Source organism: Rhizobium sp. R693, from assembly GCF_002211315.1.
In the GTDB taxonomy this organism is placed as follows: Bacteria; Pseudomonadota; Alphaproteobacteria; order Rhizobiales; family Rhizobiaceae; genus Rhizobium.
Genome location: NZ_LOKY01000005.1, coordinates 138,227 through 159,253, shown reverse-complemented (window position 1 = coordinate 159,253; position 21,027 = coordinate 138,227). Strand labels below are relative to the sequence as shown.

The following is a 21,027-nucleotide window of genomic DNA, read 5'->3' as shown; positions in this document are numbered from 1 at the left end:
TCATCCGAGACATCATCATGAAAACACGCGAGGAACGGCAGGCACAAAGAGCGAGCATGCCGAGGACCCAGCTTGCCGCCCATCACATGGAGAACGCCAGATTGCTGCCGGATCGCGGCGAGTTGCTCTATCGTATCCCAAACGGCGGCATCGGTGTCGAAGCAGGAGCTGCCTTTGGGGAATACACGGCGGAGATCCTTGAAAAGAACCGACCGGCGCAGCTCTACCTGATCGATCCCTGGACCATGGACCGCTATAGTTCGGGGCTCGATCAAATTCACAATCAGTTCAAGGACCAGATCGAGAGTGGGCAGTTGCACCTGATGCAGGGCACATCGCTCGAAAAGCTCGCCGAATTCGAAGATGACTTTCTCGACTGGGCTTACATCGATACCGATCATTCCTTCGAGCTCACCTGGCAGGAACTGCTGCTTTGCGAGAAGAAGGTCAAGCGGACGGGACGAATCGCCGGGCACGATTTCTGCACCGGTAACACGGTCAAGCCGATCGTCTACGGCGTCGTCGAAGCGGTCACCAAGTTCTGCAAGGACTACGGCTGGCAATTCGAATTCCTGACGGTCGAATCGCATGCGCACTTTTCCTACTGCCTGAAGCGCCTGTGAACCGCGTCAGGCCTTTCCTGCATATTGCTCGTCGCTGACGTGTTCCATCCAGTCAGCGGCGCTGCCGTCCAGCGCTTCGTGGATCGCAATGTGGGTCATTGCGGTATCGGGGGCGGCGCCATGCCAGTGTTTTTCACCGGGCGCGAACCAAACCGTGTCGCCGGCGCGAATCTCACGAAGGGGACCGCCTTTGCTCTGTGTCAGACCTTTTCCGGCCGTCACAACGAGAGTCTGCCCCAACGGATGCGTATGCCAGGCGGTTCGGGCGCCTGGCTCGAACGTGACGCTGACCACCCTCACCCGTGCCGGGGTTGGCGCATCCATCAATGGGTCCTGGCGGACCGACCCTGTGAAATATTCTGCCGGGGCCTTCATAGAGGGCCGCGATCCGCAAGGTTTGATCTCCATCGACGTTTCCTTTTCGTGCCTGACGATCGGTCTAAGAGGCGACCGTAAGCCAAGCGACTTCATTGTCCAAGCGGCGCGTAGCTCGATCGCAGGCCCATCTGGTTCTGGCCACCGACTCTTGTCACCAATCGGAGACCGAAACGTATCCATCGACAACCGCGAGAGGCGGCAGATCGCGCCCAATCACGCCTTTCAAGCCACCCTGGAAGAAATGGCGACGCTCCGGCGATGCCGCCCTATCTCCGCTACAGGCGCTTGCTCCTCGCCTGAGCGACTGCTAGGGCGAGGCATTTCATCACGCGGAGGATTTCCATGAAACAGCATTCTTTCGGCCACCTGCCCCACACCGTCACGAATATCGGCTTCGGCGCATGGCAGATCGGCGGCGCCTGGGGCGATGTCAGCGAAGCCAACGGGCGCGACGCGCTGAACGCGGCGCTCGACGCCGGCATGACCTTCATCGATACCGCCGATGTCTATGGCGACGGCCGGTCGGAAAAGATCATTGCCGACGTTCTAGAGAGCCGCGGCGGCGAACGGCCGATGGTTGCGACGAAGGCAGGTCGCCGGCTCAACCCGCATGTCGTCGATGGCTACACCAAGGCCAACCTTGAGGGCTTCATCGATCGCAGTCTGAAAAACCTGCGAGTCGACAGCCTCGATCTCGTGCAACTGCACTGCCCTCCGACCGAGGTGCTTTATCGCCCGGAGGTCTTCGACGGTCTGAACGAGTTGCAGAAGGCCGGTAAGATCAGGGGTTACGGCGTGAGCGTGGAGAAGGTCGAGGAAGCGCTGAAGGCGATCGAGTATCCTGGTGTTGTCAGCATCCAGATCATCTACAACATCTTCCGTCAGAGACCCGACCACCTGTTTTTCCAGGAGGCACGCCGGAAAAATATCGCCGTCATCGCCCGCGTGCCGCTCGCCAGCGGCTTGTTGTCCGGCAAGATCACCCGCGAGACCAAATTCGCAAACGATGACCACCGCAATTTCAATCGCCACGGCGAGGCCTTCGATGTTGGCGAGACGTTCGCAGGCGTTCCCTTCGAGGTCGGCCTGCAGGCTGTGGACGAAGTGCGCAAGCTCGTGCCATCGGGTGCGACGATGGCGGCCTTCGCGCTCCGCTGGATCCTGATGAGCGATGCCGTCACTGTTGTCATTCCCGGCGCACGCAACGCCGAGCAAGCGCGTGCAAACGCGGCAGCTGCAAGTCTCGCGCCGCTCTCACACGACGTAATGGACGCCACACGCGACATCTACGAACGATTGGTCGCTCCTTATGTCCACCAGCGCTGGTAGTAGGCAATAACAAAAAAGGCCGGGCATAGACCCGGCCATTCTGTTTCATGGCTCAGCGAACCTCAGTTCGTGCCGACGAGATTGACCTGGAAGAACAGAGTTTCGCCCGAGGAATCATCCACGCCATCATTGTCCGTGACGGCATAGGCCTTACCGGAACCGTCGAAGGCGAAACCTTCGAGCTTGTCGAGGACATAGCCGTTGGTGGCGGTCTTCAGCTCTGGAAGGAAGTCGTGGGCTTCAACCTTCTTGACGACCGGCAGTTCGCTGCCGAGCTTCGCGGGCTTCAGCTCCGATACCGCAACCTTGTAGAGCTTCTTCAGCCTCGCTGCGTCGCCGACGAGGTTGTCGCGTTCGATGATGTAGACGCTATCGCCATGAGTGGAAATTTCGGAAAGACCGACCCAGCCCGCTTCGGACTTGTCGAGCGGATAGCGGACGGCGCCCCACTCCTTGTTCTTCGGATTGTAGGAGACGAGTTTGACAATGCCCTTTTCATCATCCTTCCACTCACGCTGGACCGCCATCCAAAGCGTCGCATCGTCGCCTGAGCCGACGATCGTCACGCCTTCGAAGCCATAGCGGATTTCGTTCACCAAGAGCTCCTTCGGAAGCGCAATCTCTTCCTTGATCTCGCCCTTCGGGTTGACGTGATAGAGAGCGTGCGGCACGAGCTTCTCGCTGTTGCCTTCCGACGCCAGCCAGAACCAGCCCTTCTCATCGACAGCCACACCCTCGATGTCGAGCTTCTGTGCCTGCTGCCCCTCGCGTTTCACTGTCAGCGTCTCTGTGATGACGGCCGGTTTCTTGGTTGCGTCAATGGTGTAGATCGTCGGCTGCATGCCGAGAACGCTGTCGCTGACGGCAAACAGCCGGCCCGGCTTTTCCGGAACCGCGGCAAGACCGGAGAGTGCCGCAAAGCCGACCGGATTGCCGTCCTTTTCGGCCGCAACGATCTGCGGATAGGCCATCTCGCCTTCACCAAGTTCATAGATCATTACGTGGGACCGCGGGCCGCCATCCTTGCCAAGATCGACTTCGTTGGCAGTGGCGAGCAGATTGCGTGACGGTACCGCCACGCCTCCCTCAGGCGAGACACCGGACGGCAGGATCTGGACGAGTTGCGGTTCTGCACCGGTATCCTTGTAGACACCGACGACCGAAGCGCGCTCCGAAAGCAGGAAAATATATTTCTGGCCGCCGAAGGTCGCGACCTCCAGGCCTTCCGGCTCGACACCCTTGGCGGAAGAGCGCTTGTCCGGGTAGTGACCGATATTGGCGACGGCGCGCTCGAAGGAGGCACCGGATTCATAGAGGACATTGCCGGTCTTTTCGAAAATCGTGAAACCGCGTGAACCGCCTTGATAATCGCCTTCGTTGGCAACGACCAAGCGATTATCGTCCAGCCACTTAACGGCGTCGGGCTCACGCAAGACGCCCTTGAGTTCACCGGTGAACTTCAGCGCGCCGTCGCGCTTCGTGTCGATGCCGGTCAGATCGACGCTGCCGGCCGAGAAGTGTGCCTTCACCGCTGCGGTCGCTGCGTCGATTATGACGATCTCGTTGTTTTCCTGCAGGGTCAGGGCGATCTCGTTCTGATCATTGAACGAGACGAATTCGGGCTCCGGATCTTCGGGTCCAATGCCTGCGAGGCCGGTCAGCGTGACGTGTTTGATCGAGCCGCAATCGACCGTTCCGTTCTTGACCTGGAACAGCGCGAGATCACCTGCCGGCATCTGCGGGATCTTGCCATCGTTGACGTCTTCGTCGCGCTCGTTCTCGATCGCGATCGCGCCGAGGGTCATGTCCTTGTTGAGCGCGATGGAATCCGGCTGGCCACCGAGATCACAGGTGTTCTCGATCTTCTTGGTGGCAATGTCGACGATCGCGAGGCGCCCGGACGGCTTCGCCTTGCTCTCCGACGTGTTGACGGCAACCAGCGCCTTGCCTGCGGCCGAGGTCACGGAAGTTGGCTCGCCATCCATCATCAGCGCCCCACCGGCCTTCGGCGCCTTGGCGTCTGAGATATCGACAAAACCGATCGCACCGAGCGGACTGTCGCTATAGATCAGCGTCATGCCGTCGTCGGTGGCCGCGATGATTTCCGCCGAAGTGGTCGAAAGCTTGTCTTTCCCCTCGGGCAGGTTGGATGCCACCGGAAAGGTTGCGATGCGGTTGAAAACGGCCTCAGCGGCGGCCGGAAACGCGACCGTCGTCAGAAGTGCTGCAACAATCGCTGTCTTACGAGAAAAAGCTATCATGAAATCCCCCATGAGTTCATACAGAGGGCGTTTTGCGGGACGGGCATGACAGCGGAATGACAATGGCGAATCGGATGAGGCTAGGCGGCTCCGCGTTCCTTCTTCATTTCATTCCTCATGATGAATAGCGACGCTCCAAGGATCAGTATCGCTCCCAACCAGAGATAACCTGTTGGGGCATAGCCAAAGACCAACCAGCCGGCGACAACATTGAGCGGCAGCTTGAGATCGTCGAAGGGCTGGATGTAGGCGGCATCGGCCGTCGAATAGGCGAGTGTCAAGAAATACTGCGCCATCACGGTCAGGAGGCCCGCCGCAACAAAAAGCACGAGCGTCATACCGGATGGGATGCTGAAGCCCGCCGCCACCGCCAGTCCACCGTTGATGGGTGTCAGGAGGGCGAGCAACCAGACGGTGATGGTCTCCGGTCGCTCGGCGCCAGTAAGGCTCTTGGTGATTAACGATGAGGCGCCCCAGAGAAGGGCCGAGAGGATCGGCAACAGCGCGGCCCAACTGAAGCTATCCGACCAGGGCTGCAGAATGATCACCGCTCCCAGGAAGCCGGTGGCGCTCGCCGCCCATCGCGCGGCGCCGATATATTCCCCAAGGAAGATGCGGGCACCCATGATGATGAAGAACGGAGACGTCATAACCAGAGCGATTGCCTGCCAGATCGGCACGGACGCCAGCCCAGCGACCCAGGTCGTCACGCCAAATGCGGCCAAGGCGACACGCACGATGTGACGCCAGGCATAGCGCGTCCTCATGGCTCCAAGGCCGACGCGCCGAAGAAAGGGCAGCGAGAAGAGCAGAGCAAAAGCATATTGCCAGAAGGCTGCCGAAGCGGAGGGAAAAGCGAGCGTCATCGTCAGCCATTGCGTGACGACATTGAGAATCGAGAAGGCGATGCCCGCAGCGATCATCCACGCAGCACCGACCATAGCGCGCGGGGCAGAAAATGTAGGGGAAGTCTGATTCATGTCTTTCTTTCCGAAACCAACACAAATCAGGACGCATGAGCGCGAACCGCAGCCAGGACGGATTCCGCCCTCGCCCGCACCGCTCATTCTCTTTCATCCGGACTGTAACCGTCGGCTCCGGAATTGCACCGGATCTGCTGACCCTTTCGGCACCGGCCAAAAGGCGCTCGCGGGCTTGAGCCGAGACTCTTACCGCCGGTGGGGACTTTCACCCCGCCCTGAGAACAACCATTTCGTAAGACATACCTCGCGTGCCGACAAGTCCGCGAAATGCAAAAAGGGTTCGGCCATGGCCGAACCCTTCGAAACTTGCACCGCCGGCCTCGTTGCCCGGCCGCCAAGCAAATTCATATCAGCCGTTGACGGCGTCCTTCAGGCCCTTGCCGGGCGTGAACTTCGGCACGTTGCGAGCCGGAATATCGACTTCTGCGCCGGTGGACGGGTTGCGGCCCTTCGTGGCAGCGCGATGGGAAACGGTGAAGCTACCGAAACCAGCGAGGCGAACGTCGCCCTTGCCCTTCAGTTCAGCCTGGACGACTTCAAAAACAGCATCAACTGCGGAAGCAGCGTCGGTCTTCGAGAGTCCTGCCTTTTCGGCAACTGCGGACACGAGTTCATTCTTGTTCATGTTTCCACCCCTTTCTAAATGGTTCGAAACGACTCAAATCTATAAGCCAGGCGCAGAATAGAGTTCATCAGGCCCGCCGCACCCCAAAGACCCTGCAAATCAAGGAAATGCAAGAGTCTGCGTGCCAATTTCACAAAAAAAGGCTGGCGAAAACGCCAGCCTTTTCAGGGTTTTTAAGCAATTGGGCGCGAATGTGGCAAACAAGGCTCAGTGAGCTATGGTTGCACCCGTTTCGTCGAGCCCTTCGACCGTTGCAATGACCGGCGTTTCCACCGTGCCATCCCACTCGATCGCTTCCGGTCTACGGATCAGCGCATGCTTGATCACCTCGCCCATGCGGGACACCGGGATGATCTCCATGTTGTTCTTCACGTTATCCGGAATCTCCGCCAGATCCTTGGCGTTTTCTTCCGGAATCAGCACCTTCTTGATGCCGCCGCGAAGCGCTGCGAGCAGCTTTTCCTTCAGACCACCGATCGGCAGAACGCGACCGCGAAGGGTGATTTCACCCGTCATCGCCACGTTCTTGTCGACCGGAATACCGGTCATGATCGAGACGATCGCGGTTGCCATCGCGACACCGGCCGACGGACCATCCTTCGGTGTAGCACCTTCCGGCACGTGCACGTGGATGTCGCTCTTGTCGAAGCGCGGCGGCTCGATACCGAAATCGACAGCGCGCGAGCGGACATAAGACGCCGCCGCCGAGATCGATTCCTTCATGACTTCCTTCAGGTTGCCGGTCACGGTCATCCGACCCTTGCCCGGCATCATGACGCCTTCGATCGTCAGCAGTTCGCCGCCGACTTCCGTCCAGGCCAGACCGGTGACGACACCGACCTGATCCTCGCGTTCGGCTTCGCCGTGGCGGAAGCGCGGAACGCCCAGATAGTCGTCGATGTTTTCGGCGGTCACATGAACCGACTTCGTCTTGCCCTTGATGATCTCGGTGACCGCCTTGCGGGCGAGTTTCATCAGTTCGCGTTCGAAGTTACGAACACCGGCTTCCCGGGTGTACTGCTGGCTGATCGCCATCAGGGCATCGTCGCTGACCGAGAATTCACTCGGCTGCAGCGCATGTTCCTTGATGGCCTTCGGCAGCAGGTGCCGCTTGGCGATCTCGCGCTTTTCGTCTTCGGTGTAGCCGGCAATACGGATGACTTCCATGCGATCCATCAAAGGCGCAGGGATGTTCAGCGTGTTCGCCGTCGTGATGAACATCACGTCCGACAGGTCGTATTCGACTTCCAGGTAGTGATCCATGAAGGTCGAGTTCTGAGCCGGATCCAGCACCTCGAGCAGTGCCGACGACGGATCGCCGCGGAAATCCTGGCCCATCTTGTCGATTTCATCGAGCAGGAAGAGCGGGTTGGACTTCTTCGCCTTCTTCATCGACTGGATGACCTTGCCGGGCATCGAGCCTATGTAGGTGCGGCGGTGACCGCGGATTTCAGCTTCGTCGCGAACGCCACCGAGAGCCATACGGACATACTCACGGCCGGTCGCCTTGGCGATCGACTGGGCGAGCGAGGTCTTGCCGACACCCGGAGGGCCGACGAGGCACAGGATCGGACCCTTGATCTTGGTCGCACGAGCCTGAACAGCCAGGTACTCGACGATGCGCTCCTTGACCTTGTCGAGACCGAAGTGATCGGCTTCGAGGATCTTTTCGGCGTTGTTGAGATCCGACTTGATCTTCGACTTCTTGCCCCACGGAATGCCGAGCAGCCAGTCGAGATAGTTGCGGACAACAGTCGCCTCGGCCGACATCGGGCTCATCTGCCGCAGCTTCTTCAGCTCGGCATCGGCCTTTTCGCGGGCTTCCTTCGACAGCTTGGTCTTGGAGATGCGCTCTTCCAGTTCGGCCATCTCGTCGCGGCCTTCCTCGCCGTCGCCGAGCTCCTTCTGGATCGCCTTCATCTGTTCGTTCAGGTAGTACTCGCGCTGGGTCTTTTCCATCTGGCGCTTGACGCGCGAGCGGATGCGCTTCTCGACCTGAAGGACCGAGATTTCGCCTTCCATGAAGCCGAGCGCCTTTTCGAGGCGTGCCTTGACGCTGGTGGTCTCCAGCATCTCCTGCTTCTCGGTGATCTTGATCGACAGGTGGGAAGCGACCGTGTCGGCGAGCTTCGAGTAGTCGTCGATCTGACTGGCGGCGCCAACGACCTCGGGAGAGATTTTCTTGTTGAGCTTTACGTAGCTCTCGAATTCAGACACGACCGAGCGGCTGAGCGCTTCGAGTTCGACCGGATCGTCATGCGGCTCTTCGAGAACGTGACCAAGGGCTTCGTAAAAGTCCTCACGATCGGTGTAAGCATCGATCTCGGCGCGTGCGCGACCTTCGACCAGAACCTTGACGGTGCCATCAGGCAGCTTCAGCAGCTGCAATACGTTGGCGACCGTACCGACATTGTGAATGGCAGACGGCTCCGGATCGTCATCGCTCGCATTGATCTGCGTGACGAGCATAATCTGCTTGTCCGATCCCATGACCTCCTCAAGCGCACGGATCGACTTCTCGCGGCCGACGAATAGCGGCACGATCATATGCGGGAAGACGACGATGTCGCGCAGGGGCAAAACCGGATATGCAATGCTCGCAACTGACGTTTTCTTCGTCATTTTATTTCCTTTCCATCGTCCCGTTTCCGGGCTCTTCTGGCGCGGCCACTAGAACCGGCCGCACTCCACTTGAAACAACAAGTGGAGGTTCTGACTATGCTTTTCAAGCTGCGCCATGGCCGGTGCCCCCCTGGACATGACAGCTATGCGACAACGGAACACCTTCACTCTGGAGCGCCTGGCTTGGCCGGCGCTTACCACTTCCGCGCCGGCTAACACACAAGGCCGAAACACACCAACGGAATCATTCCATAATTGCCACGGACGTGGGAATCCGCAACCGTAGCAGAGGCGCTTTCAGACCTCTTTAGCAAGATTTATCAGGCTCGTGCACTGGTTTTGAAATAGAAAGGGGCCTGCCAACGGCAAGCCCCTTAAATTCACGGTTCGTATCGTAAGGATATCTCTAATGCCTCACGCCGAAGCGTTGGCCTTCTCATCCTGACGATCGGCATAGATGTAAAGCGGACGGGCGGAGCCGCGTGCCACTTCCTCGGAGATGACGACCTCGCGGACACCTTCCAGCGCCGGCAGTTCGAACATCGTGTCGAGCAGGATCTTTTCCATGATCGAACGAAGGCCGCGAGCACCCGTCTTGCGAACAATCGCCTTGCGGGCGATCTCGCGAAGAGCGTCCTCGTGGAAGGTCAGTTCCACGTCTTCCATCTCGAACAGGCGCTGGTACTGCTTGATCAGGGCGTTCTTCGGCTCGGACAAGATCTGGATCAGCGCATCCTCGTCGAGATCCTCGAGCGTCGCCAGAACCGGCAGACGACCAATGAACTCGGGAATGAGGCCGAACTTGACCAGATCTTCCGGCTCCAGCTCGCGCAGGACTTCGCCGACGCGGCGGTCGTCCGGAGCCTTGACGGTCGCGCCGAAGCCAATCGAGGTCTTCTCGCCACGGGCGGAGATGATCTTGTCGAGGCCCGCGAATGCGCCGCCGCAGATGAACAGGATATTCGTGGTATCGACCTGCAGGAATTCCTGCTGCGGATGCTTGCGGCCTCCCTGCGGCGGCACCGAAGCGACCGTGCCTTCCATGATCTTCAGAAGCGCCTGCTGAACGCCCTCACCCGACACATCGCGCGTGATCGACGGGTTGTCGGACTTACGCGAAATCTTGTCGACTTCGTCGATGTAGACGATGCCGCGCTGAGCACGCTCGACGTTGTAGTCGGCGGCCTGCAGCAGCTTCAGGATGATGTTTTCGACGTCTTCACCGACATAGCCGGCTTCCGTCAGCGTCGTCGCATCGGCCATGGTGAAGGGAACGTCGATGATGCGAGCGAGCGTCTGGGCAAGATACGTCTTGCCGCAACCGGTCGGGCCGACCAGCATGATGTTCGACTTCGCCAGTTCGACTTCGCTGTTCTTCGTGGCATGCGCGAGGCGCTTGTAATGGTTGTGAACGGCGACCGACAGGATCTTCTTCGCCTGGCGCTGGCCAATGACGTATTCGTCGAGAACCTTGATGATGTCCTGGGGCGTAGGAACGCCATCACGGGACTTGACCATCGAGGACTTGTTCTCTTCGCGAATGATGTCCATGCACAATTCGACGCATTCATCGCAAATGAAAACCGTCGGTCCGGCAATCAGCTTCCGGACTTCGTGCTGGCTCTTTCCGCAGAAGGAGCAGTACAGGGTGTTTTTAGAGTCGCCGCCGTTGCTGCCGCTGACCTTGCTCATATCACTTTCCTTCCAGCACGCCGCATTTCAAGGTGAAAATACGGTCCACTCATTGGCCTGCTCCACGTTTGGAGCCCCAGCCGGCCAAGGCCTTTAAGGGGTACGAACCGGTCCAAACTAAGCTGTCCTGGCTCCGGCGGCAACGAATTCCCCTTCGACTGCCGATGCTATGTCATAAAAATTCAACATAGCATTAATACTTGAGATTGCCGCACCCGCCACCGGGTTTCTTCCCTTGTTCGATCACAAATGAGATAGAACTGTGGCGGATACAACACCATCCCTGCTTATCACTAGGCGGCATCGCCTTCCATCTCGACGCGAGATGTCAGGACCTTGTCGATGACACCCCAGGTCTGAGCCTCGTCCGCATCCATGAAGTGGTCGCGGTCGAGGGTCTTTTCGACCTCCTCGTAGGTGCGGCCGGTATGCTTGACGTAAACTTCATTGAGGCGGCGCTTCATCTTCAGAATATCGCGGGCGTGACGCTCGATGTCCGATGCCTGGCCCTGGAATCCGCCCGATGGCTGATGCACCATGATACGGGAATTCGGGGTGGCAAAGCGCATGTCCTTGTGACCGGCGGCCAGAAGTAGCGAGCCCATGGAGGCGGCCTGTCCGATGCAGAGCGTCGAGACCGCAGGCTTGATGAACTGCATCGTGTCGTAGATCGCCATACCGGCAGTAACGACGCCACCCGGCGAGTTGATGTAGAGCGCGATTTCCTTCTTCGGGTTCTCGGCCTCGAGGAAGAGGAGCTGGGCGCAGACAAGCGTCGCCATGTGATCCTCGACCGGGCCAGTCAGGAAGATGATGCGTTCCTTGAGCAGGCGCGAATAGATGTCGTAGGAGCGTTCACCGCGATTGGTCTGTTCCACGACCATCGGCACGAGTGCCATAGCGGTATCGACTGGGTTTCTCATGTGCGTCCTTTGTCAACGTCTGCCGGCTATGGCCGGGAATCAAAGAAAATGCCTTATCCCTACATAGAGCTTCCCTGCCCTCCTCTTCAAGACGCGCTGATGGATAACGTTAAGAGGGGCAGGCGCAAGGCGAACAACTTTTCGTCCGATATGGGCTCATTCCTGCAAATAGCTTCGAAGAGCGAGCGGCGATCGCGCTCCCGCACAGCTTTTGTCAATGCCAGGATGAACGAATTCTGAATCCGGTTGCGACTGCGCTGCGTTTACAGGCCAGAAAGCCTAACGACAATTCGGCACAAAAATGCACCGACGGGCCAGGCGCAATTAATGAAGTTGCCAGTTTCTTCCGAAAGAATACGCGCAATGCAAGGGGTATTGCCGTGTTCAATGTTACGACAGGATTAGCCATTTGGTGCTCGGAAGCAATGACGCTCGCGCTGGTAGCGTTCATGGCCTGGCGCCACGATGTCCGAAACAAGGCCTATTTCTATTGGGGAATGGGTTTTCTTCTCAGTGGCGTGGGCTTTGCGATGGTTGCGCTGCGCGGGCAGATACCCAGCATTCTCTCCATCGAGATCGGCAACATGATCGCGCTATCTGGGCAAAGCGCGTGGGTTGCCGGGTATCTCGCGCTTGATCGTCGCAGACTCGAATGGTGGGCATTGCTGCCGCCCCTCGTGTGGCTGGGCGGCGTCTTCCTGCCGTGGGTCAACGACGACTACACCAATCGCGTCATTCTCTACAACCTGGCCTCAGCCACCGGCGCGACGGCGCTAGCAATGGCAGTCTGCATGGCCGGCCAGCGCAACGAGGCCTCGAGAAGCAAACTGGGCGCTATCTTTGTGATCCAGAGCCTCCTGTGCTTCGGTACGGCGATGGCAATGGCGGCCATCGGCGTCACCGACGCGGAAGCCGCCAACCTCGCGGGCGCCGCGGCAATGGCTACGGGCTTCCTGCTGACCTTGGCGTGCGCCCTCACCTGCCTCGTCATCATGGAACGCTCGGAGAAGCATCTTCGCATGCTCAGCCTCACCGATTCCCTGACGAGCGTCTTGAACCGGCGTGGCCTTTTCGGACGGTTCGATACCATTCAGGAGAGCGCATTCAACAATAACCGCCAGATCGCCGTGCTGCTCTTCGATCTCGACCACTTCAAGCGCGTCAACGATCGGTTCGGACACCAGGCTGGCGACATCGTACTGACGGTTTTTGCACGTATGGCCCGGCAATTCGTACCCGCCGGAGCCTTCGGCCGCATGGGCGGCGAGGAGTTTGCAGCTTTCGCGACGGTGGCCGACCAGACCGAGGCTGAAGCCCTCGCGGAATCAATTCGCGCCGAATTCTGCCGGGTTCCGGTGAGCACCGGCGACGCGATCATTCCGGTCACAGTTAGCACCGGTGTTGCTCTCGCCTCCGCCATCGAAGCCAACAGGGACAAGCTGGTTTCGGCGGCCGATCGCGCATTGTATGCTGCCAAGGCAGCCGGCCGCAACTGCACGGTCATCTTCGGTGAAGCCGAAGCCGCGGCTCCGCCACCTCCGCAGCCGGATCAAACAAGTGGCGAGCTTGTCCCAACACTCGACGACCAGATTCACGCGCTTCGCCGCGTCGGATCACTGTCCAGAGGTTGACCCATCTTTTCGAGGCTTGGCAAATCCGCTAAGCCTCGAAACATGATGATCCCACCTTTCCTTTCCATTGACACCACGACACGCCACGTCTCCCTGGACGCAAGCAATCCAGCCTTTTACAGCGATCCGAACACCGTCTACGCCGCTTTGCACGCGCACTGCCCCACATTCTATTGGGAGCAGCAGAAGCAGTGGTTCTTCACAGGCTACGACCACGTCAACAGCCTGCTGCGCGATCGTCGTTTCGGCCGCCAGATCCTGCACATCGCAAGCCGCGAAGAACTCGACCTTCCCGAGCCGGACAAGCACGTCGCGAACTTCGACCTCGCTGAACGATACTCCTTGCTTGAGCTGGAGCCGCCTGAGCACACGCGCCTGCGAACGCTCGTCAATCGCGCTTTTGTCTCCCGCCACGTGGAGAGGATGAAGCCAGAGCTTGCCGAGCTTGCCAACAAGCTCATTGACGGCTTTGAGAAAGACAACGAAGTCGAGTTGCTTTCAGCATTTTCCGACATCATTCCGGTGACGATGATTGCCCGCATGATCGGCATTCCGGAGGAAATGGGACCGCAGCTCCTGAAGTGGTCCCATGCCTACATCCGCATGTATCTCTTCGGTCGCACCCGCGAGGATGAGGATGGTGCCGAGCGGGCTGCGAAGGAGTTTTCCGACTATGTAAAAACTGTCATTGCCGAGCGCCGTGCCGACCCGCGTGACGACCTCCTGACGCACATGATCCATACCGAACACAAGGGCCAGTATTTGACCGAGGACGAACTCGTTTCGACGACGATCGTCCTGCTCAATGCCGGTCATGAGGCGACGGTCCACCAGATCGGCAATTCGGTGCGCATCATCCTGGACAGCGGGCGCGATCCGGCCGATCTTTTCAAGGACGAGGCCACGACCGAACGAACCGTTGAAGAGTCCCTGCGCATCTGCGCACCGGTTCACATTTTCCAGCGCTGGGCGTTGGAGCCGGTTGAGATCGATGGCATTTCATTCAAGCGAGGCGACAAGGTCAGCCTCATTCTGGCCGCCGCCAATCTCGACCCGGCAAAGTTCAGCGATCCGCTCGCCTTCAGGCCTGATCGCAACGAGGCTCCAAATCTCTCCTTTGGCGCTGGCATCCACTTCTGCATTGGGGCACCGCTGGCCCGGCTTGAGCTAAACGTCGTCCTCCCAATTCTCTTCGAGCGGCTGCCGGGGTTGAGGCTTGCCCGGACACCCGTCGTGAAAGACGTTTATCACTTCCACGGATTGGATCGACTGGATCTCGCTTGGTAAGCCGTCAATGAAAACGTCCGCGCCCCAGCGAGCGCGGACCTTTCTGTCACATTTCCTGTGTCTTGCGGCGAAGCGTTATTCCGCAGCCTGCAGAGCCAGCACGCCGTCTGCCGGTTCCTGCGGCAACTTGCCGGCCATCGCAGCAGCAAACTTCGTCTGGTCAAGCTCATTTTCCCAGCGGGCGACGACGACCGTCGCAACCGCGTTGCCGACAAAATTCGTCAGTGCGCGGCATTCCGACATAAAGCGATCGATGCCGAGGATCAGCGCCATGCCGGCAACGGGAACCGAAGGCACGACCGAGAGCGTTGCGGCGAGCGTGATAAAGCCGGCACCGGTGATGCCGGCAGCGCCCTTGGAGCTCAACATCGCAACCAGCAGAAGCAGGATCTGATCTGCCAGCGTCAGCGGCGTGTCCGTCGCCTGCGCGATGAAGAGTGCCGCGAGCGTCATATAGATGTTCGTGCCGTCCAAGTTGAAGGAATAGCCCGTCGGAATGACGAGACCGACGACAGAGCGCTTGCAGCCCGCCTGTTCCATCTTGGCCATGAGACCGGGAAGTGCTGCTTCCGAAGAAGAGGTGCCGAGCACCAGCAGCAGTTCTTCCTTGATGTAGCGGATCAGCGCCAGGATCGAGAAACCGTTGTAGCGGGCGACGGCGCCGAGAACGACTAGAACGAAGAGCAGCGATGTCAGGTAGAACGTCCCGATCAGCATTGCCAGGTTTGCAATCGAGCCGATGCCGTATTTGCCGATCGTGAAAGCCATGGCACCGAAAGCGCCGATTGGAGCAGCTTTCATCAGGACCGCCACCAGCTTGAAGACGGGTGCCGTCAGGGCCTGCAGAAAATCCACGACCGGGCGTCCGCGATCACCAACCATGGCAAGCGCGATGCCGAACAGGACGGAGAAGAACAACACCTGAAGAATGTCGCCGTCGGCAAAGGCTCCCACGATCGTGTTCGGAATAATGTTCATCAGGAAGCCGGTGACCGTCGCGTCATGAGCCTTCGCCGCGTAACTTTCCACGGCCTTGGCATCCAGCGTCGCCGGATCGATATGCATGCCGGCACCCGGCTGGATGACGTTGGCGATCAGCAGACCGACCGCCAGTGCCAGCGTTGAAAAGACGAGGAAGTATAGCATTGCCTTGCCGGCAACGCGTCCGACCTTCTGCAGATCCGACATGCCGGCGACGCCGGTCGCGACGGTCAAGAAGATGACCGGGGCGATGATCATCTTGACGAGCTTGATGAAAGCGTCGCCAAGTGGCTTCAGAGAAGTGCCGATGTCGGGATAGAAATGACCGAGCAGGATGCCAGCACAGATGGCGGCAAGAACCTGCACGTAGAGAAGCCGATAGAAGGGAACCTTGTCGCGCGGCCGCGCGACTGGAATTGCTGCACCCATGATGTCCTCCATGTGCCCCAAAACCAAAGGTGGCCTCCCGGGGCGATTGCGTTACCAAGTCAACAGCTCACGCGGCTGTTTGAGAAGGCATTGCAACATGCGTGCCAAGTTGCGGTATTCAAATTAAGCCTTTGATTAATAATATCTTTATCGAATTCACCTCATCGCACATTGGAGGATTTGCGCGTATTTTCGCACAAATTGATTTGACGGAAGTCCGAAATTACGCACAAAGTGAATGATGCTGCAGTCTCCTTCGACATCAGGTTTCAGCTCTGTTTACCGCGTCAGCCGGCGTATACGGCGGGCGTGGATTCTGTTTGCCTCCGTTTCGGCGGTACTGATCCTTACCGCGTTGTTTGGCGCCACGGTCTATGGGCGCCGCTCCGCCATTGACACGATTGCGAGCCAAAGCCGAACCGACGCCAGCCTCAAGGTCGCGCTCCTCAACGCAGTTTTGGAAAGGCCGCGCGCTTTGCCTCTGCTTCTTGCCGAGGACCAACAGGTTTTCGATGCCCTGTCCTCCAAAAGCAGCGATGCGATCGACATATTGAACCGGAAGCTCGAGCGGCTCGTCACGGGAACGCAGGCCGCCGTGCTGTACGTCATCGGTCCCAACGGCATCGCCGTCTCCTCGAGCAATTGGCGGGAGCCGATCAGCTTTGTCGGCAACGACTACACCTTCCGCGACTACTTCACAAAGGCGATGGACGACGGAACTGCCGAGCACTTTGCCCTCGGCAGCGTGAGCAAGCGGCCTGGCCTCTACATTTCGCGCCGTGTGGGCAGCGCAGCGGCACCTCTCGGCGTCGTGGTTGTCAAGTTTGAATTTGATCAGCTTGAAAGCGATTGGCGCGATACGCACCGCCCTGTTTATGTCACCGACGATCGCGGCGTGGTTCTGATTACCAGCATTCCCTCCTGGCGTTTCATGATGAACAGGCCCGTGCCGGAGGCCGACCTTGCCGCCATCCGCAACAGTCTGCAGTTCGGCGGCGCGCCGCTTGCGACTTTGCCGATCATGCGCCCTCAGCCGATCGACGCCGAGGCTTCGCTTGTCGCCGCTGTTCTTCCCGGCAGTGGCGAGGGCCAGTATTTGCGCCTTTTGACACCCGTCCCGACCACTCCGTGGCATCTCGAGTACCTTGTGCCGACCGACGCGCCGGTCGCGGCGTCGGTTCGTGAAATGCGACTGCTGTCGCTGGCCGTCCTTCTGCCGCTTCTTGCGATCGCGGCCTTTCTTTTGTGGAGACGTAAGGCGGCTGCCACAAAGATCGCGGAAGAACAGGCTATGCGTGAGGAGCTAGAACGACGGGTCATCGCGCGAACCGACGATCTCAGCCGGGCACGCGACCGTTTGCAGGCCGAAATTTCCGATCACAGAGAAACTGAAGCGAGACTTCAGATCGTCCAGCAAGAGCTGGTGCAGGCGAACCGGCTTGCGATCCTGGGTCAGGTCGCGGCAGGCGTCGCGCATGAGATCAACCAACCCGTCGCAACCATACGCGCTTACGCGGACAATGCCCGCGTCTTCCTGGAGCGCAAGCAAACGACTCCCGTCGATGAAAACCTCGAAGCGATCGCCGGCCTCACCGAGCGGATTGGCGCGATTACCGACGAATTGAAGGCGTTCGCGCGCAAAGGCCGTGTAGCACCGGAGCCCGTTGAATTGCGTGGCGTTATCGATGGGGCGGTGGTTCTGCTGAAAAGCCGATTTGCCGGCCAGCTGGAGGCGCTCCACATCCGCCCGCCCCCTGCAGGGCTATGTGTGCTTGGCAACCGGATCAGGCTTGAGCAGATTCTGATCAACCTGTTCCAAAACGCCTTGGAAGCCCTTGATGGACGGGCCGATGCCAGGGTCGACGTCTCGGTGAGCGAGACGGACGACGAGGCTGCGATCGAGGTCGCCGACAATGGTCCGGGTATTTCGCCCGTTATCCTGAAGTCACTTTTCACCCCGTTCAACACCTCTAAGGAAAGAGGCCTGGGCCTTGGCCTCGTGATTTCCAAGGACATCGTGGCAGACTACGGCGGTCGCATCGACGTAACCAGCGATGAAACAGGAACCTGCTTTACAGTGCATTTACGGAAGGCCAGGGCATGAACGACGTGACGCCGATCTTCCTCGTCGACGACGACAGAGGCCTGCTGCGGGCAACCAAGCAGACGCTCGAACTCGCCGGCTTCGCCGTTTCCGCCTTTTCCCACGCCGGCGAAGCGTTGGCGGCATTGAACTCGGATTTCGCAGGCGTTCTCGTTTCCGACATCCGGATGCCTGAGATCGATGGCTTGCAGCTCTTCAGCCGCGTGCGACAGCAAGACGAGGACCTGCCGGTCATTCTGGTCACCGGCCACGGCGACATTCCGATGGCAGTGAAAGCCATGCAGGATGGCGTTTACGACTTCATCACGAAACCCTTTGCGACAGACCGGCTCATCCAGAGCGTGCGCCGCGCTGCCGAAAAGCGTCGTCTCGTGATGGAGAACCGGTTTTTGCGGAAAGCGACCGAACAGGCGCGTGACGACCTGCCGCTGATCGGACAGACACCGGCGATGGAACGGCTGCGGCACACCTTGCGGCAGATTGCCGATACGGATGTCGATGTTCTCCTGACGGGTGAGACCGGCAGCGGCAAGGAGGTGGTGGCAAGCCTATTGCACCGCTGGAGCCGACGCGCAGCGGGCAATTTCGTCGCGCTCAACTGCGGAGCGCTGCCTGAAAGCGTCGTTGAAAGCGAGCTGTTCGGTCACGAGCCTGGCGCCTTTACCGGCGCTCAGAAGAAGCGCGTCGGGCGCATCGAACATGCCAGCGGCGGCACGCTCTTTCTGGACGAGATCGAGAGCATGCCGCCGGCAACGCAGGTACAGATGTTGCGCGTGCTCGAAATGCGCGAGGTGACGCCGCTTGGCACGAACGAGGTCCGGCCGGTCGATCTGCGCGTCGTTGCCGCCTCCAAGATCGATCTCAGCGATCCCCGCCAACGTGGCGACTTCCGCGAGGATCTATACTATCGGCTCAACGTCGTGACGATCTCGATCCCACCACTCAAGGAGCGCCGGGACGACGTTCCGCTTCTTTTCGGCTACTTCGCCGAGCGCGCCGCGAGCCGCTTCAAGCGCGACGTGCCTGCTATCCCCTCGTCCGTCCATCGCCACCTGCGGGAATATGACTGGCCGGGCAACGTTCGCGAACTGTCACATTTTGCAGAGCGGTTTGTCCTCGGCGTTGGCCACATCTCGGACCAAACTGCTGCAGCAGCACCTGTGACGGACGAAACCCTGTCGCTGCCGGACCGGCTGGAGCGATACGAGGCCCACATTATTCGCGAAGCGCTGAACGCTAATGACGGCGACGTGCGTCGTACCATCGCGGAGCTCGGCATTCCCAGGAAGACATTCTACGACAAGCTGCAGCGCCATGGCATCGTCCGCAGCGATTTCGCGTCTTCTTCCGACAGGAGTTAGGTTTAGCGCAAAGCGGGCCAGGGCGAGCGCCAACGATCTTTCAGCACCACTTCTCAGCCTTGTGCTGCGCTGAAATCAGAGTCTGATGACATAGTCCTTCCGAGTCGTTTCAATGACTTCCCAAGTTCCCTTGAAGCCAGGTTTGAGGATCATGCGATCGCCCGCCCGAAGATGTACGACATCACCGCCATCTTCCGTCACGATCGAGTATCCCGAAAGCACGCTGAAATACTCCCACTCTTCATAGACGATGCGCCACTTGCCGGGCGAGGCCTCCCATATGCCGGAATAGAGGCCGCCATCGGCCTCCTCCAAGTTCCAGGTCGTGAACTGCGGGTCGCCGGCAAGCACGCGGTCGGCTGGCGGGGCGCCGAACTCGGGTTCGACGTCGTTGACGTCAAAGGTCAGATAGTTTGCCATGTCCCCTCAGATCTTCGCCAGCGACTGCTCAAGATCGGCGATGATATCCCTTACGTCCTCGATGCCGACCGAAAGGCGAACGACGTCGGGGCCTGCACCGGCGGCGATCCTTTGTTCGTCCGTCAATTGCCGGTGCGTGGTCGACGCGGGATGGATCACGAGCGAACGCGTATCGCCGATGTTGGCGAGATGCGAGAACAGCTCCAGTCCCTCGACCAGCGTCTTGCCCGCCTCGTAGCCGCCCTTGACGCCGAAGGTGAAGACGGAACCCGCCCCCTTCGGCGAATAGCGCTGCTGCAGCGCATGGTTCGGGTCATCCTCGAGGCCCGCATAGTTCACCCAGGCGATCTTGCTGTGCATCCTCAACCACTTTGCGACAGCAATCGCGTTGTCGCTGTGGCGCTGTATGCGGAGCGGCAGCGTTTCGATTCCCGTCAAAATCAGGAACGCATTGAAGGGCGAGATCGCCGGACCGAGATCGCGCAGGCCGAGCACGCGGCAAGCGATGGCGAAAGCAAAATTGCCGAAGGTCGAATGCAGGACCACGCCGTTATATTCGGGCCGCGGGCTGGACAGCATCGGATAGTTGCCGGACTTCGACCAATCGAAGGTTCCACCATCGACAATAATGCCGCCCATCGAATTGCCATGGCCGCCGAGGAATTTCGTCAGCGAATGCACGACGATATCGGCACCGTGTTCGATCGGACGGATGAGATAGGGGCTGGCCATGGTGTTGTCGACGATCAGCGGCAGGCCGTGCCTGTGCGCAACCGCGGCGATCGCGGCAATGTCGACGAAGGTGCCGCCCGGATTGGCGAGGCTTTCGATGAAAATCGCACGCGTCTTGTCATCGATCTGGCTTTCGAAGCTCGCAGGGTCGGCGGAGTCTGCCCAGCGGACCTGCCAGCCGAAATTATCGAAGGCGTGGCCGAACTGGTTGATCGAGCCTCCGTAGAGCCGTTTCGCGGCCACGAAGTTTTCGCCGGGGCGCATGAGCGTGTGGAAGACGATCACCTGCGCCGCATGGCCGGACGCAACGGCAAGCGCTGCAGTGCCGCCCTCAAGTGCCGCGACGCGCTCTTCGAGCACAGCTTGGGTCGGGTTCATGATGCGGGTGTAGATGTTGCCGAACTGCTGCAGACCGAACAGCGCGGCCGCATGATCCGAATCATTAAAGACATAAGCCGTCGTCTGATAGATTGGCGTGACGCGCGCGCCAGTCGCGGGATCAGGCTGCGCTCCCGCATGGACTGCCAATGTATTGAAACCCGGACCGTTCTTGGCCATGAAGCCCTCCCATTCAGCGTGATCGAACGGCGGCGAGCATAACGAACAACCGTGAAAAGTTAATCGCGTTCCATTTCAACCCAGGCAC

The 21,027-nt window shown here is 59.4% G+C and carries 16 protein-coding genes and 1 riboswitch; of the genes, 6 read left to right on the top strand and 10 right to left on the bottom strand.

Going from position 1 to position 21,027, the window contains the following annotated elements:
- Positions 1 to 17 precede the first annotated feature (17 nt).
- Complete coding sequence (locus ATY79_RS07155; protein WP_088703381.1) at positions 18 to 623, top strand: class I SAM-dependent methyltransferase; 606 nt, start codon at positions 18 to 20, stop codon at positions 621 to 623.
- Between the two features lie 6 nt (positions 624 to 629).
- On the opposite strand, the gene ATY79_RS07150 is transcribed toward ATY79_RS07155, so the two are convergent.
- Positions 630 to 1,031: a cupin domain-containing protein gene (locus tag ATY79_RS07150; RefSeq protein WP_088691821.1), complete on the bottom strand. Its 402-nt coding sequence runs from the start codon at positions 1,029 to 1,031 to the stop codon at positions 630 to 632.
- Between the two features lie 312 nt (positions 1,032 to 1,343).
- Between ATY79_RS07150 and ATY79_RS07145 the strand changes: the two genes are divergently transcribed.
- Positions 1,344 to 2,330, top strand: a complete 987-nt coding sequence (locus tag ATY79_RS07145; protein ID WP_088691820.1) for an aldo/keto reductase — start codon at positions 1,344 to 1,346, stop codon at positions 2,328 to 2,330.
- Between the two features lie 62 nt (positions 2,331 to 2,392).
- On the opposite strand, the gene ATY79_RS07140 is transcribed toward ATY79_RS07145, so the two are convergent.
- The 6 genes from ATY79_RS07140 to clpP form a co-directional block, all read right to left on the bottom strand.
- Entirely contained in the window at positions 2,393 to 4,591 is a 2,199-nt protein-coding gene (locus tag ATY79_RS07140; protein WP_088691874.1) for an esterase-like activity of phytase family protein, read from the bottom strand.
- An 80-nt stretch (positions 4,592 to 4,671) separates the two neighbouring features.
- Positions 4,672 to 5,571, bottom strand: coding sequence for a DMT family transporter (locus ATY79_RS07135; protein ID WP_088703389.1), 900 nt, complete (start codon positions 5,569 to 5,571; stop codon positions 4,672 to 4,674).
- A gap of 81 nt (positions 5,572 to 5,652) precedes the next feature.
- Positions 5,653 to 5,801, bottom strand: a riboswitch (FMN riboswitch).
- Positions 5,802 to 5,923: 122 nt separating this feature from the next.
- Positions 5,924 to 6,199, bottom strand: coding sequence for a DNA-binding protein HupB (gene hupB, locus ATY79_RS07130; protein ID WP_007531759.1), 276 nt, complete (start codon positions 6,197 to 6,199; stop codon positions 5,924 to 5,926).
- 207 nt (positions 6,200 to 6,406) lie between these two features.
- Positions 6,407 to 8,821 (bottom strand): endopeptidase La, encoded by a 2,415-nt coding sequence (gene lon, locus ATY79_RS07125; RefSeq protein WP_088691819.1) that lies wholly within the window; start codon positions 8,819 to 8,821, stop codon positions 6,407 to 6,409.
- A gap of 414 nt (positions 8,822 to 9,235) precedes the next feature.
- Positions 9,236 to 10,513 carry an ATP-dependent Clp protease ATP-binding subunit ClpX gene (gene clpX, locus ATY79_RS07120; protein ID WP_007792128.1) on the bottom strand — a complete coding sequence of 426 codons (1,278 nt, stop codon included), beginning with the start codon at positions 10,511 to 10,513 and terminating at the stop codon, positions 9,236 to 9,238.
- A 293-nt stretch (positions 10,514 to 10,806) separates the two neighbouring features.
- Positions 10,807 to 11,436, bottom strand: a complete 630-nt coding sequence (clpP, locus tag ATY79_RS07115) for an ATP-dependent Clp endopeptidase proteolytic subunit ClpP (RefSeq protein ID WP_007792131.1) — start codon at positions 11,434 to 11,436, stop codon at positions 10,807 to 10,809.
- 425 nt (positions 11,437 to 11,861) lie between these two features.
- On the opposite strand from clpP, the gene ATY79_RS07110 reads away from it, so the two are divergent.
- Together ATY79_RS07110 and ATY79_RS07105 are read left to right on the top strand one after the other, a co-directional pair.
- Positions 11,862 to 13,067 (top strand): GGDEF domain-containing protein, encoded by a 1,206-nt coding sequence (locus ATY79_RS07110; RefSeq protein ID WP_088691818.1) that lies wholly within the window; start codon positions 11,862 to 11,864, stop codon positions 13,065 to 13,067.
- A gap of 42 nt (positions 13,068 to 13,109) precedes the next feature.
- Positions 13,110 to 14,354, top strand: a complete 1,245-nt coding sequence (locus ATY79_RS07105; RefSeq protein ID WP_088691817.1) for a cytochrome P450 — start codon at positions 13,110 to 13,112, stop codon at positions 14,352 to 14,354.
- A 75-nt stretch (positions 14,355 to 14,429) separates the two neighbouring features.
- Here the strand turns inward: ATY79_RS07105 and ATY79_RS07100 are convergent, their stop codons facing one another.
- Entirely contained in the window at positions 14,430 to 15,764 is a 1,335-nt protein-coding gene (locus ATY79_RS07100; protein ID WP_189637099.1) for a dicarboxylate/amino acid:cation symporter, read from the bottom strand.
- Positions 15,765 to 16,005: 241 nt separating this feature from the next.
- Between ATY79_RS07100 and ATY79_RS07095 the strand changes: the two genes are divergently transcribed.
- Complete coding sequence (locus ATY79_RS07095) at positions 16,006 to 17,868, top strand: ATP-binding protein (protein ID WP_088691872.1); 1,863 nt, start codon at positions 16,006 to 16,008, stop codon at positions 17,866 to 17,868.
- Positions 17,865 to 19,229, top strand: a complete 1,365-nt coding sequence (locus ATY79_RS07090; protein WP_088691815.1) for a sigma-54 dependent transcriptional regulator — start codon at positions 17,865 to 17,867, stop codon at positions 19,227 to 19,229. The genes ATY79_RS07095 and ATY79_RS07090 overlap by 4 nt, the downstream gene beginning before the upstream one ends.
- Before the next feature lie 75 nt (positions 19,230 to 19,304).
- Here the strand turns inward: ATY79_RS07090 and ATY79_RS07085 are convergent, their stop codons facing one another.
- Both ATY79_RS07085 and ATY79_RS07080 read right to left on the bottom strand, forming a co-directional pair.
- Positions 19,305 to 19,649 carry a cupin domain-containing protein gene (locus tag ATY79_RS07085; protein ID WP_088703380.1) on the bottom strand — a complete coding sequence of 115 codons (345 nt, stop codon included), beginning with the start codon at positions 19,647 to 19,649 and terminating at the stop codon, positions 19,305 to 19,307.
- A gap of 6 nt (positions 19,650 to 19,655) precedes the next feature.
- A complete protein-coding gene (locus ATY79_RS07080) occupies positions 19,656 to 20,939 on the bottom strand; it encodes an O-acetylhomoserine aminocarboxypropyltransferase (protein WP_088691813.1) in 1,284 nt (427 codons plus the stop codon).
- Between the last annotated feature and the right edge of the window lie 88 nt (positions 20,940 to 21,027).

Coding starts and splice junctions, on each gene's coding strand:
- clpP (WP_007792131.1), bottom strand. CDS start 11,436: ATGAGAAACCCAGTCGATACCGCTATGGCACTCGTGCCGATGGTCGTG.
- lon (WP_088691819.1), bottom strand. CDS start 8,821: ATGACGAAGAAAACGTCAGTTGCGAGCATTGCATATCCGGTTTTGCCC.
- ATY79_RS07110 (WP_088691818.1), top strand. CDS start 11,862: ATGACGCTCGCGCTGGTAGCGTTCATGGCCTGGCGCCACGATGTCCGA.
- hupB (WP_007531759.1), bottom strand. CDS start 6,199: ATGAACAAGAATGAACTCGTGTCCGCAGTTGCCGAAAAGGCAGGACTC.
- clpX (WP_007792128.1), bottom strand. CDS start 10,513: ATGAGCAAGGTCAGCGGCAGCAACGGCGGCGACTCTAAAAACACCCTG.
- ATY79_RS07150 (WP_088691821.1), bottom strand. CDS start 1,031: ATGGAGATCAAACCTTGCGGATCGCGGCCCTCTATGAAGGCCCCGGCA.
- ATY79_RS07080 (WP_088691813.1), bottom strand. CDS start 20,939: ATGGCCAAGAACGGTCCGGGTTTCAATACATTGGCAGTCCATGCGGGA.
- ATY79_RS07145 (WP_088691820.1), top strand. CDS start 1,344: ATGAAACAGCATTCTTTCGGCCACCTGCCCCACACCGTCACGAATATC.
- ATY79_RS07155 (WP_088703381.1), top strand. CDS start 18: ATGAAAACACGCGAGGAACGGCAGGCACAAAGAGCGAGCATGCCGAGG.
- ATY79_RS07135 (WP_088703389.1), bottom strand. CDS start 5,571: ATGAATCAGACTTCCCCTACATTTTCTGCCCCGCGCGCTATGGTCGGT.
- ATY79_RS07090 (WP_088691815.1), top strand. CDS start 17,865: ATGAACGACGTGACGCCGATCTTCCTCGTCGACGACGACAGAGGCCTG.
- ATY79_RS07140 (WP_088691874.1), bottom strand. CDS start 4,591: ATGATAGCTTTTTCTCGTAAGACAGCGATTGTTGCAGCACTTCTGACG.
- ATY79_RS07100 (WP_189637099.1), bottom strand. CDS start 15,764: ATGGGTGCAGCAATTCCAGTCGCGCGGCCGCGCGACAAGGTTCCCTTC.
- ATY79_RS07105 (WP_088691817.1), top strand. CDS start 13,110: ATGATGATCCCACCTTTCCTTTCCATTGACACCACGACACGCCACGTC.
- ATY79_RS07095 (WP_088691872.1), top strand. CDS start 16,006: ATGCTGCAGTCTCCTTCGACATCAGGTTTCAGCTCTGTTTACCGCGTC.
- ATY79_RS07085 (WP_088703380.1), bottom strand. CDS start 19,649: ATGGCAAACTATCTGACCTTTGACGTCAACGACGTCGAACCCGAGTTC.